This is a genomic window from Fodinicola feengrottensis, assembly GCF_039530045.1.
GTDB classification, from domain to species: Bacteria; Actinomycetota; Actinomycetes; order Mycobacteriales; family HKI-0501; genus Fodinicola; species Fodinicola feengrottensis.
In genome coordinates this window covers 113141-125049 of sequence record NZ_BAAANY010000036.1, presented here as the reverse complement: position 1 = coordinate 125049, position 11909 = coordinate 113141, and the positions used below count along the sequence as shown (strand labels likewise).

Sequence of the window (11909 nt, the reverse complement as noted above, 5' to 3'; positions counted from 1 at the left end):
CATTCGCTGACATGAAGGGCACGCGGTCCTCACGACATGGCCGACGACGTAGAGAATCTCCTCCGGATGGCCGACGTGCACTGGTGGGCGCGGGGTCGCCGACGGCTGATCGCCCAGCATGCCGGCAAAATTCGCGGTCGCTACCACTGCGACGGCCACGCCCAGCCAGTCGCCCTCGACGTCGGCGCCGGGGTCGGGCAAATCACCGACGTGCTGCGCGACGGCGGCTGGAAGGCGCTCGCGGTCGAGCTGGACGCGGAAGGCGCGTCGGCGATCGGGCGCCGCGGTCACAGCGCGTTCCGTGGCGACGCCACCCGGCTGCCGCTGGCCGACGAGAGCGTCGACCTGGTGGTCAGCTCGGACGTACTCGAACACATCCCCGACCATGTCAGCGCCGCCGCCGAGCTGCTGCGGGTGCTGCGCCGCGGCGGCTTCGCGCTGGTGGCGGTGCCGGCGCATCCCGCGCTGTGGTCCGCGCACGACGTGGCCATCAACCACCAGCGCCGCTATCGCCGATCGGAGCTGATCGACCTGATGCGAGACGCTGGTTTCGCGCTGGACGACAGTCAGGTGTGGAGCTGGAACATTCTGCTCTATCCAGCCGTACGAACAGTCCGCGCGATGGGCCGTCGACGGTTGGAAGCGGCCGCGGATGCCAGTCCTGACAGTGAAAGCGACCCGAAAAGTGACCTGGCACCGGTCCATCCGATCGTCAACTGGATCCTGACCATCGTGTTGCGGATCGAGTCCGTCCTGCCGCACTGGCTCGCCGTACGACTGCCCGGCGTCTCACTGGTGGTGCTCGCCCGCCGGCCAGCCTGACTACTTTTTCGTACAGCCGCAGGAATCGCGGTGCACGAGACTCGGCGACAGGCGTTCGGTGCGGGGTGACCTGGTCGGGTCGGCCAACCGGTCCATCAGAAGTTGTACGGCGCAGGTGCCGATTTCCCTGGTGGGCTGGGCCATCACGGTCAGTCGGGGAGAAAAATCCTCCGCCCACGGGAAATCGTCGAAAGCCACCAATGCGATGTCGTCCGGCACGGTGAGACCGGCTTCGCGGATCGCCCGTACGGCACCAATAGTCATGCTGTTGTTGCCGACCACCACCGCGGTCGGCCGCTCCGGAAGGTCGAGCAACGCGTGCATCGCCTTGCAGCCGGCATGCTGTTCGGAGTCCCCATCCACCACCAGTTCGTCGGTGATCGGCAGGCCGCGCCGGGACATCCCGAGCCGGTAGCCGTGGTCCCGTTCGATCGTCGTACTCAGCCCCGGCCGGCCGCGGACGAACGCGATCCGCCGGTGCCCGTTGCTGGCCAGGTGATCGACCAGGGCGGCGACCGGCTCGGCGTTGTCCGGGCCGACCTGGTCGAACCGGTCGTCGACCATCCGGTCCACGAACACCGCGGGCACCGCGCGGTCGGCCAGGTAGCCGATGGTACGTACCGGGTCGGTGGAGGGCGCCACGATCAGGCCGTCGACCCGGCGTTGGTGCAGGGTCTGGACGACCGCGAGCTCATCCGCCGGCTCATCGTGCGAGTCCGCGAGCAGCAACGTGTAGCCGGCGCGTACGAGCGCGGCCTCGATTCCTTGCAGGACCTCGACGAGCGAGGGGTTTGAGATCGCCGAGACAACGACTCCGATAGAGCGGGTGCTTTGGGTGACCAGCGACCGGGCCACGGTGTTGTGCGTGTAGCCAGACTCGCCGATCGCCGCCAACACCGCTTCGCGGGTCTGCTCGCGGACCACTCGGGTGCCGTTGAGGACGTGCGACACCGTCGCGATGGACACACCGGCGAGCCGCGCCACCTCGGCCATCGTCACCGCTGATCCGGCACGACCGGGCCTGACCATCGATCACCTCTTCTCGACCGACTGAGTGGCGTGACGATACCACGTAAGCGCTTGCGTAAACGCTTACGTGGCCGTACGGTGCCTGCAGTGGCGTACCAAAGAGATGCCGGTCACAACCCCAGGGAGCGCCCGTGAAAATCTCCGTGCCCCATGCCCGCCGTCGGCGACCACGGTCCCCCGTCCTGCTGGCGGTCGCCGCCGCCACCGCGTTGTCGCTGCTCACCAGCTGCGCCGGCGCGGGTGAGCTGGGCGGCAGCGGCAGCACCAACCTCACCGTCGCGATCGTGGCCAACCCGCAGATGAAAGACGCTATCCAGCTCTCCAAACAGTTCACCGCCGACCACCCGGACATCAACCTCCGGTTCGTCACGCTGCCCGAAAACGAGGCCCGCGCGAAAATCACCGCATCGGTGGCCACCCAGGGCGGCGAGTACGACATCGCCATGATCAGCAATTACGAGACGCCGCAGTGGGCGCAGAACGGGTGGCTGACCAACCTCACGCCATACATGTCGGCGAGCCCGGATTACGACGCCAACGACTTCGTCCCGTCGATCCGCGACTCGGTGTCGTACCAGGGCGGCATGTACGCCGCGCCCTTCTACGGCGAGTCCTCGTTTTTGGCCTACCGCAAGGATCTCGTCGCCAAGGCCGGGCTGACCATGCCGGCCCACCCGACCTGGCCGCAGGTCGCCGCGATGGCCGCGAAACTCAATGATCCGTCCCACGGCGTCTCCGGGATCTGCCTGCGCGGCCTGCCCGGCTGGGGCGAGGTGCTGGCACCACTGGACACCGTCATCAACACGTACGGCGGCCGGTGGTTCGACCAGAAATGGAACGCCCAGCTGACCTCACCCGAGGTGAAACAGGCAGTCCAGTTTTATGTGAACACCGTGCAGAAGTACGGCGAGCCGGGCGCCGCGATCAGCGGTTTCTCCGAATGCGTCACGCAGTTCAGCCAGGGTCAGGTGGCGATGTGGTACGACGCCACCTCGATGGTCAGCACGATCGAGGACCCGGCCAACAGCAAGGTCGCCGGCAAGATCGGCTACGCGCCGGCGCCGGTCGTCAAGACACCCGCGTCGGGTTGGCTTTATACCTGGGCGCTGGGAATTCCGTCCACCTCCAAGAACAAGGAAGCGGCCTGGCAGTTCATCCAGTGGATGACGAACAAGAAATACATGACGACCGTGGGCAGCCAGCTCGGCTGGGCCCGGGTACCACCGGGAAGTCGGCTTTCCACGTACCAGATCCCGCAGTACGCGGCGATCGCCAAGCCGTACGCGGAGGCCACCCTTTCCGCGATGCGAGCGGCCGATCAGGCGCATCCCACCGCGGAACCGGTGCCCTATCAGGGAATCCAGTTCGTCCGAATACCCGAGTTCCAGGATCTGGGTACCAGGGTCAGCCAACAGATAGCCGCCGCGATCGCCGGGAACATCACCGTCGACCAGGCGCTCCAACAGTCCCAACAATACGCCGAAACCGTCGGCGAAACCTACCGCCAATAAAGGGGGACCGGAGATGACAACGCTCGCCACGCCGATGCGCCCGCTCACCCAGGTGGAGAAGAAAGCCGTCCGGCGGGAAGGCTGGTCGCGCCGGGTGCCGCTGTTGCCCGGGCTGATCTTCGCGATCATCGTCACCCAGCTTCCGTTTCTCTTCACGCTTTTCTATTCACTGCAATCCTGGAACCTGGTACGACCGGGATCCCAGCATTTCGTCGGGCTGGAAAACTACGTACGAGTCTTCACCGACAGCACCTTCCGGCAAGCCGCCCTCAACACCATCCTGATCACCGCCGGCTGTGTGATCGTGGCGATGTTGCTGGGCATCGGGCTGGCTTTGTTGCTGGACCGCGCCTTCCCGGGCCGGGCCGTGGTGCGTACGCTGCTGATCACCCCGTTCCTGATCATGCCGGTGGCCGGTGCGCTGCTCTGGAAAACCACCATGTTCGACCCGACTTTCGGCCTGGTCAATGCTGTTCTGCGACTCTTCGGCGCCGGCAGCACCGCCTGGGTGGCGCAGTTCCCGCTCACCTCGGTGATCACTTCGCTGGTCTGGCAGTGGACGCCGTTCATGATGTTGCTGGTGCTGTCCGGCTTGCAGAGCCAGCCGGCCGAGGTGTTGGAGGCCGCGTCGGTGGACGGCGCGAACCGCTGGCAGACCTTCGTGCTGGTGACGCTGCCGCATTTGCGCCGCTACATCGAGTTGGGTGTGCTGCTTGGCGCGATTTATGTCGTCAACACCTTCGACCAGATTTACATGATGACCCAGGGCGGGCCTGGCACATCCAGCACCAACCTGCCGTTTTACCTTTACCAGCGGGCATTCCTGGGCTTCGACATCGGCCAGGCCGCCGCCCTCGGAGTGGTCGTGGTGGTCGGCACGATCATCGTCGCCACCGTCGCACTGCGGGTCATTTTCAAGAGCTTCACTGCTGGGGAGGAAGCATGACCGTCCAGACCGCCCGCCACGCGGCCCTCGCTCCGCGGCCCGCGCCACGGAAATGGCGCCCCGGCTCGTCCGCGCTGACCGCGATCACCTGGATCATCGGCGTCGGGTTCTTTTTCCCGGTGCTGTGGATGGTGCTGACCGGATTCAAAAGTGAGGGCGACGCTTACACCAATCCCCCGCGGCTCTTCTTCCTACCGACCCTCGAACAATACGAGAGCGTCTTCGCTCGCGGTTTCGTACCGTACCTGCTCAATTCCGCGTACGCGACGATCGTGTCGACGCTGTTGGTGCTGGTGCTGGCCGTACCAACCGCCTATGCCGTGTCGATCCGGCCGGTGAAGAAGACGCAGGACGTGCTTTTCTTCTTCATCTCCACAAAGATGCTGCCGGTCGCCGCGGTGATCGTGCCGCTTTACGTGGTGGCCAAGCAACTCGCGATGCTCGACAACATCTGGACGCTGATCATCCTTTACACCGCGATGAACCTGCCGATCGCGGTGTGGATGATGCGCTCGTTCTTCCTGGAAGTGCCCAAAGCCATCATCGAGGCGGCCCAGGTCGATGGCGCCGGCCTGCCCCGCATCCTGACCCAGATCATGTTGCCAGTGGTCGCGCCAGGCATGGCCGCGACGGCTCTGATTTGCGTCATCTTCGCCTGGAACGAGTTCTTCTTCGCCGTCAACCTGACAGCCGCGCGGGCCGCCACTGTACCGGTCTTCCTGGTCGGCTTCATCACCAGCGAAGGCCTCTTCTGGGCCCAGCTTTCGGCCGCCGCCACACTCTCCTCACTGCCTGTCATTATCTGCGGCTGGATCGCTCAAAAACAACTCGTCCGCGGCCTCTCCATGGGCGCCGTCAAGTAAATCCGCCCTTGAGTCCGCAACGCCCCGTCACTTGCGTCCAGCGCAAGTAACGGGGCGTTGCGGCAAAAACTCCTACTTGCCGGTCAGACCGACGGTCAGGACGCTCGGGTACGGCGGGTACGGCGGGAGATAGAAGTTGGTCACCTTCGAGCCGCGCAGGAACGCGTTTTTCGCGTAGAAGAGCGGAACAATGGGCGCGTCCTGCATGACCTGCTGGTCCAGGGCACCCCACTGCGCGGCGGCCTTGGTCAGGTCGGTCTGCGAGGTCGCCGCGGCGATGGCCGCGTCCACCTGCGCGTTCGAGTACTGCGAGATGTTGAACCCGCCGTTGCCAATCTCACTGGTCCCGATCAGCGGCTGGATCGAGCCCTGCGCGCTTGGGAAGTCCGGCAGCCAGCCCGAAAGCGACAGGTCGTAGTTCGGCTTCCCCCCGGTCGAGTCAGCCTGCCAAGAGTCGTCGTCCTCCGGCTTGAGCGTGACCTTGATGCCCGCTTTCTGTAGCGAGGCCTGGATAGCCTGCGAGACGGCCACGTGCAGCGAGTCGTTCTGACTGATCAGCACCAGCGGGGCGGTCTGGTTGAATTTCGCGGTCGCCAGCAGCGCCTTCGCCTTCGCCACGTCACCGGACGCCGGCGCCTGGTAGAGATCATATTTCTGGTAGCCGCTGATGCCCGGCTCGATCAGCGTCGACGCGATGTCCCCGCCGATGACCGGGCCGCCGGCCGCGATCTGGACGGCGTTCTTGTCGATCGCGTATTCGATCGCCTTGCGTACGTTCACGTCGTTCAGCGGTGCTTTACGGGTGTTCAGCGCCAAATAGTCGAGCGCACCACTGGGTGAGACCGCCAACCGGGCCTTGACCTGCGGGTTGTTCAGCACCTTCGGAGCGAGCGCGGCCTGCAGGGTGACAAACGAAAACGCCGCCTGGTCGGCGCCCTGGTCGGCGATGATCCGCTGGTTGATGACCTCGCCGTTCAGCGCCATGTCGAGCACGATCGAGTCCGGCAACGCGGTCCGCACCGGGTCGGTCTTCTGGTCCCAATACTTGTTGCGGACCAACACGATCTTGCTGCCCTGCTGGGCGGACTGGACCTTGTACGGGCCAGAAGCCAGCGGGTGGTCCTGGTAGTGCACCACGTCCTCTTTGGACTTGGGCACCCCGGTGAACGCCGGCATGCTGACGATCCATGGCCAGTCACCGTAGGGCTTGTTCAGGTGGAAAACGATGGTGCTCGCATCCGGCGTCGCGATCGACGGCAGGTCCTGGCCGGTCAGCGGGCCCTTGTAGTTCTCACCGCCGACCAGCAAAGTCTTGTGGTACGCCAGACCCTCGGACAGCTGCGGCGCGAACGTACGCTCCACGCTGTACTTGACGTCCTGTGACGTGATTTTGCTGCCGTCCTCATAAAGGACACCCGGCTTGAGATGGTAGGTCCAGGTTTTGCCGCCATCGCTGGGCGTACCGGTGTCGGTCGCGAGGTCCGGCACCACCGTCGGCGGCTTGTTCGGGTCGGTTTTCCAGGTGGTCAGGCTGCGGATCATCAGGTGGATCGCACTGACCGCGAGGCTCTGGCTCTTCGCCGGATCCTCTTTCAATGTCGGGTTGTCGAAAAGGATGTGCAGCGTGCCGCCCGTGGTCGCGGTGCCGCCGGACCCGGGGGTCGGATTGGCGTTGCACGCGCTCGCGGTCAACGCGACCGCAGCCACCAGGGCGATCAGAACCCGGCTCTTCTTCACCGGAAACTTCCTTTCATTTGCCGGCCAGGCCGACGGTCAGGGTGTTCGGATAGGGCGGATAAAGCGGCAACTGGAAGTCAGCCACCTGGGAACCGCGTAAGTACGTGTTTTTGGCGTAATATAAGGGAACGATCGGCGCGTCCGCCATGATCTGCTGGTCCAGCGCGGCCCACTGCGAGGCGGCCCTGCTCAGATCGAGCTGCCCCACCGCCGCACCGATCGCCGCGTCCACTCGCGGGTTCGAGTATTGGGAGATGTTCCGACCGTTGTTACCGATCTCGCTGCTACCGAACAACGCTTGGATTGCCCCCTGGGCGCTGGGAAAGTCCGGCACCCAACTGGACAGCGCGAGATCGTAGACGGGTTTGCCGCTGGTCGAGTCCGCGACCTGCGAGTCGTTGTCCTCCGATTTCAGGGTGACCTTGATGCCGGCCTTGCCCAGCGACTCCTGGATAGCCTGCGCGATGGCCAGGTTCGCGGAGGCGTTGTCCGTCAACAACACCAGCGGCGTGGTCTGGGTGAACTTGGCCTGCGCCAGCAGCGCCTTGGCCTTGGCGATGTCTCCGGACGCCGGCGCCGGATACAGGTCGAATTTCTGGTAGCCGGGAATGCCCGGTTCAATCAACGTGCTGGCCAACTCGCCGCCGATCACCGGCCCGCCGGCCGCCACCTGCACGGCGTTCTTGTCGACCGCGTATTCGATGGCACGGCGTACGTCCGCATTGTCCAGCGGCGCCTTGTGGGTGTTGAGCGCGAGGTATTTCAACAGCCCACTCGGCGAAATCGCCAGTCGGGCCTTCACCTGCGGGTTGTTCAGCACCTTCGGCGCGAGCGCGGCCTGCAGATTCACGTATGAGAAAGAGGACTGGTCGATGCCCTGGTCAGCGATGATCCGCTGGTTGATGACCTGGTCGTTCAACGCCATGTCAATCACGATCGAGTCCGGCATCGCGGTCCGCACCGGGTCGGTCTTGGGGTCCCAATACTTGTTGCGAACCAGCACGAACTTGGTGCCCTGCTGCGCCGACTGGACCTTGTACGGACCAGAAGCCAGCGGGTGGTCCTGGTAGTGCACCACGTCCTCTTTGGACTTCGGCACTCCGGTGAACGCGGGCATGCTGGCGATCCACGGCCAGTCACCAAAAGGCTTGTTCAGATGGAAAACAATCGTGCTGGCGTCCGGTGTCTGGATCGACGGCAGGTCCTGACCAGTCAGCGGGCCTTTGTAGTCCTGGCCGCCCACCAGCAATGTCTTGTGATATGCCAAGCCTTCCGACAACTGCGGCGCGAACGTACGCTCCACGCTGTACTTGATGTCCTGCGTGGTGATCCGGCTGCCGTCTTCATAACGCAGCCCCGGCTTGAGATGGTACGTCCACGTACGGCCGCCATCGCTCTGCTCGCCAGTATCGGTGGCCAGATCGGCGACGACGGTTGGCGGCTTTCCCGGATCGGTTTTCCAGGTGGTGAGACCCCGGACGATCAGATGGATCGCGCTGGTCGCGAAGTTCTGGCTTTTCGCCGGGTCTTCCTTCATCGTCGGCGAGTCGTCCAGGATGTGCAGGGTGCCGCCTCTGATCGCGGCACTACCGGACCCCGCGCTCGGGTTCGCGTTGCAGGCGCTCGCGGTCAACGCGAGACCAGCGGTGAGCAGGACCAGCGATCGACGTCTCTTCATTGGCGACTTCCTTTCGGAGAAGGGATGTTCGCCCAGGCTTTGACTCGCGCTCTACTGGTCATACGTCACCCGCGGATCGAGAAAGACGTACGCGATGTCGACGACCAGGTTCGCGAGAACGATCAGAAATCCGGAGAAGACGGTGAGGCCGACCACCAACGGCAGGTCAAGTTGGTGCACCGCCTCGATCAACAACTGCCCGATGCCCTGCATGCCAAAGACCGACTCGGTGATCACCGCACCGCCGAGCAGCGATCCCAGGTCCAGCCCGAAAACGGTGATAATCGGCGCCAGCACCGAGCGGAGTCCGTGCCGGAGGACGACTCGGCGCTCGGTCAGGCCCTTGGCGCGGGCCGTGACGATGTAATCCTCCCCCAGCACTTCGAGCATCTGGTTCCGGGTCAGTCGCGTATAGACAGCGGCCGACACGAAGGCCAGTACGCACCAGGGCAGCACCAGATGCCAGGCCCATTGCAGTGGATTATCGAAAAACGGCACATATCCGCTGACCGGAACCGCGTTCAGTCCGAAACCGAAAAGCAGAATACCGAGCAACCCGACCAGGTACGTGGGCGCGGACACCCCAGCGAGCGCGCTGACCATCAACGTACGGTCCAGAACACTTCCCCTTCGTACGGCCGAAATCACCCCAGCGGCGACCCCCACCACCAGCCACAGCAGCGCGGCGCCGACCGCGATCGACGCGGTGATCGGGAAACGCTGGGCAATCAGGTCGGTGACCGGCGCACCGAGCCGGAACGAATAGCCGAAGCAGGGCGCCACGCAATGCACCAGGCCAGTGCCGGCACCGAACGTACGGCCAGCCACCAGACCCACCAGGAATTCCCAGAACTGCACGTACACCGGCAGGTCGAGATGCTCGAAATGCAGGACGTTCGCGAGCCGGTCCGGCGTACACGGCTTGCCACACGACAGCTGCGCCGGATTCGACGGCAGTACGAAGAAAATCAGGTACGTCACGGCGGTGATCAGGAGCAGCACGACGACAATGCCGAGCAGTCTGCGGATCAGGTATCGGATCACAGGCGACCGAGCCTCGGGTCGAGAGCGTCGCGAATGCCGTCGCCCAGGATGTTGAATGCCAGCACTACCAGGAAAAGCGCGCCACCGGGAAAGATCAGGAACATCGGGTCGGTCTGCACCCACTGCACCGCGTCGCTGATCGAGCGTCCCCAGTCCGGCGTCGGCGGCGGAATACCGACGCTGAGATAGGACAGCGCGGCCTCGGTGCCGATCATGCTCGGAATCAGGATCGTGGTGTAGACGATGATCGGGGTAGCCACGTTCGGCAGCAGCTCGCGGGCCATGATCCGCAGCGGCTGCGCGCCCAGCGTCCGAGCCGCGTCGATGAACTCCCGGCGGACCAGCGACAACACCTGCGCGCGTACGACCCGGCCGACCGTCGGCCAGCCGAAGAAGCCCATCACCGCGATAAGCAGCACCGGTTTGGGCAGCCAGTCCGGTGCGATCACGGTCAACGCGATCATGAAGATCAGCGCCGGGAAGCTGAACACCACGTCCATGATCCGGCCGATCAGGGTGTCCACGAAGCCGCCCGAGAGGCCGGCGACCAAGCCCGCGGCCGTACCGATCAGCACCGAGGTGGCCGCCGCGGCGACGCCGATCAGGAACGACGTTCGCGCGCCGTAAACCACGATCGCGAACATGTCCCGGCCGGTCAGCGGCTCGACCCCGAACCAGTGCTGCAAGCTCACCCCACCGAACGCACCACGCGGCGCGTTCGCCTGGACCGGGTCGAGCAGGTCGACGTGGTATGTGTACGGGTCCTGACCTTCGATCGCGGCGAGCAGCGGAGCCCCGATCGCGATCAGGAAGAACAGCACCACCACGATCGCGCCAGCCAGCGCCCAACGGTCCTGGCGCAACCGCAGCCAGGCCAGCTGCCACGGCGAACGGCCGACGACCTGGGCTCGCGGCAAGTCCCCCACCACCTCGGTCGGCGTGAGGTCCGCGCCGGTCGGCGGCATGCTCAAGTGGCTTCCCCTCGCCAGTCCACAGTGCTCTTTCGCGGCATTAGATCGCGCCAGGCAGCGCTGATCTTCCCGTTTCGGGAGCCAATTCAGAAGGACCGACACAGATCACAGTCGATTTGGTGCTTTCTGATACCTAATCGTCATATTCGCTGACCGGCTCCGGCCGCTCGCTAAAGTAGCCGGTGTGACGATCACAGAGGTTCGTGTCCATCAGGTTTCCGTCCCGCTGCACACGCCGTGGGTGACGGCCGTGCGGCGTACCGAAGTCGTCGAAAGCCTGCTGGTCGAGATCGTCGACGCGGACGGCCGGTCCGGCTGGGGCGAGGGAGTCGCGACCTGGAAGATCACCGGCGACTCGCTGCCCGGGATGGCCGCCGCCGTTGCTGGACCGCTGGCCGAGGCGGTGACCGGCCGCGATCCCGCCGACCTGGACGACCTCTGCCGCGCGGTGGGGACCGCGGTTGTCGGCAACACCGCCGCGAAAGCCGCCGTGGACTGTGCCCTGCACGACCTCGCTGCCGTACGCCTGGGCGTCCCGCTCAGCCAGCTGCTCGGCGCCGCCCCACGACTCATGCCCACCGACGTGACCCTCGCCCTTGGCCCGGTCGCCGAGATGGCCGAAGCCGCTGGTCAGCGGGTCGCCGAAGGCTTTCGCGTGCTGAAGGTGAAGGTCGGCGGTGACCCGGTCGAAGACCTGCACCGGCTGGTGGCGATCCGCAAGGCGGCCGGGCCGGGCACGGTGATCCGGCTGGACGCCAACCAGGGCTGGACGGCCCGCGAGGCGGTACGGATCGTGTCCCAACTGGAGGACGCCGACCTCGGCATCGAGCTGGTCGAGCAGCCCGTACCAGCCGGTGACCTGGACGGACTCGCCTTCGTCAGCGCCCGGGTGTCGACCCCAGTGGCCGCCGACGAGACCGTGTGGTCACCGGCCGACCTGGTGGAGATCGTCCGGCGGCGGGCCGCCGACGTGGTCAACATCAAGCTCGCCAAGTCCGGTGGGCTACGGCCGGCGCGCGGCCTGGTCGCGGTCGCGGAGGCCAGCGGGGTGCAGGTGATGGTCGGCTCGATGATGGAGAGCCACGTCGGCATCGGCGCCGCCGCCAGCCTCGCCGCGGTGACCAGGACCCCTTACGCCGTCGACCTCGACGCGGCCTGGTGGCTGAAACACTCCCCGGTGACCGGCGGCCCGTCGTACGAAGGACCGGACCTGCGGCTCGCCGCCGCGCCCGGCCTCGGGATCACTGGCCTTCGGCCATAAGGACCCGACCCGACCAACCGGCGCTGCTGCCTCAGGCCGTCCGGGAA

10 protein-coding genes are annotated in these 11909 nt (G+C 65.4%); 5 read left to right on the top strand and 5 right to left on the bottom strand.

Going from position 1 to position 11909, the window contains the following annotated elements; all coding sequences use genetic code 11:
• Positions 1-36 precede the first annotated feature (36 nt).
• Complete coding sequence (locus tag ABD301_RS34680; RefSeq protein WP_163567190.1) at positions 37-822, top strand: class I SAM-dependent methyltransferase; 786 nt, start codon at positions 37-39, stop codon at positions 820-822.
• Here ABD301_RS34680 and ABD301_RS34675 read toward each other — a convergent pair whose 3' ends face one another.
• Complete coding sequence (locus ABD301_RS34675; RefSeq protein ID WP_344314403.1) at positions 823-1851, bottom strand: LacI family DNA-binding transcriptional regulator; 1029 nt, start codon at positions 1849-1851, stop codon at positions 823-825. It lies immediately after the preceding gene.
• A 137-nt stretch (positions 1852-1988) separates the two neighbouring features.
• Between ABD301_RS34675 and ABD301_RS34670 the strand changes: the two genes are divergently transcribed.
• Genes ABD301_RS34670 through ABD301_RS34660 form a run of 3 tightly spaced genes read left to right on the top strand, consistent with a single transcriptional unit; the run spans position 1989 to position 5171 of the window.
• Positions 1989-3362, top strand: coding sequence for an ABC transporter substrate-binding protein (locus tag ABD301_RS34670; protein ID WP_486320505.1), 1374 nt, complete (start codon positions 1989-1991; stop codon positions 3360-3362).
• Between the two features lie 13 nt (positions 3363-3375).
• Entirely contained in the window at positions 3376-4308 is a 933-nt protein-coding gene (locus ABD301_RS34665) for a carbohydrate ABC transporter permease (RefSeq protein WP_163567191.1), read from the top strand.
• Positions 4305-5171, top strand: coding sequence for a carbohydrate ABC transporter permease (locus tag ABD301_RS34660; RefSeq protein WP_344314402.1), 867 nt, complete (start codon positions 4305-4307; stop codon positions 5169-5171). Before ABD301_RS34665 ends, ABD301_RS34660 begins: the two co-directional genes overlap by 4 nt.
• A gap of 72 nt (positions 5172-5243) precedes the next feature.
• On the opposite strand, the gene ABD301_RS34655 is transcribed toward ABD301_RS34660, so the two are convergent.
• Genes ABD301_RS34655 through ABD301_RS34640 form a run of 4 tightly spaced genes read right to left on the bottom strand, consistent with a single transcriptional unit; the run spans position 5244 to position 10595 of the window.
• Entirely contained in the window at positions 5244-6908 is a 1665-nt protein-coding gene (locus ABD301_RS34655; protein ID WP_344314401.1) for an ABC transporter substrate-binding protein, read from the bottom strand.
• 13 nt (positions 6909-6921) lie between these two features.
• Complete coding sequence (locus ABD301_RS34650) at positions 6922-8586, bottom strand: ABC transporter substrate-binding protein (RefSeq protein WP_344314400.1); 1665 nt, start codon at positions 8584-8586, stop codon at positions 6922-6924.
• 51 nt (positions 8587-8637) lie between these two features.
• Positions 8638-9630: an ABC transporter permease gene (locus ABD301_RS34645; protein WP_344314399.1), complete on the bottom strand. Its 993-nt coding sequence runs from the start codon at positions 9628-9630 to the stop codon at positions 8638-8640.
• Positions 9627-10595, bottom strand: coding sequence for an ABC transporter permease (locus tag ABD301_RS34640; RefSeq protein WP_344314473.1), 969 nt, complete (start codon positions 10593-10595; stop codon positions 9627-9629). The genes ABD301_RS34645 and ABD301_RS34640 overlap by 4 nt, the downstream gene beginning before the upstream one ends.
• Positions 10596-10785: 190 nt before the next feature.
• On the opposite strand from ABD301_RS34640, the gene ABD301_RS34635 reads away from it, so the two are divergent.
• Positions 10786-11862, top strand: coding sequence for a mandelate racemase/muconate lactonizing enzyme family protein (locus tag ABD301_RS34635; RefSeq protein ID WP_163567194.1), 1077 nt, complete (start codon positions 10786-10788; stop codon positions 11860-11862).
• Positions 11863-11909 lie beyond the last annotated feature (47 nt).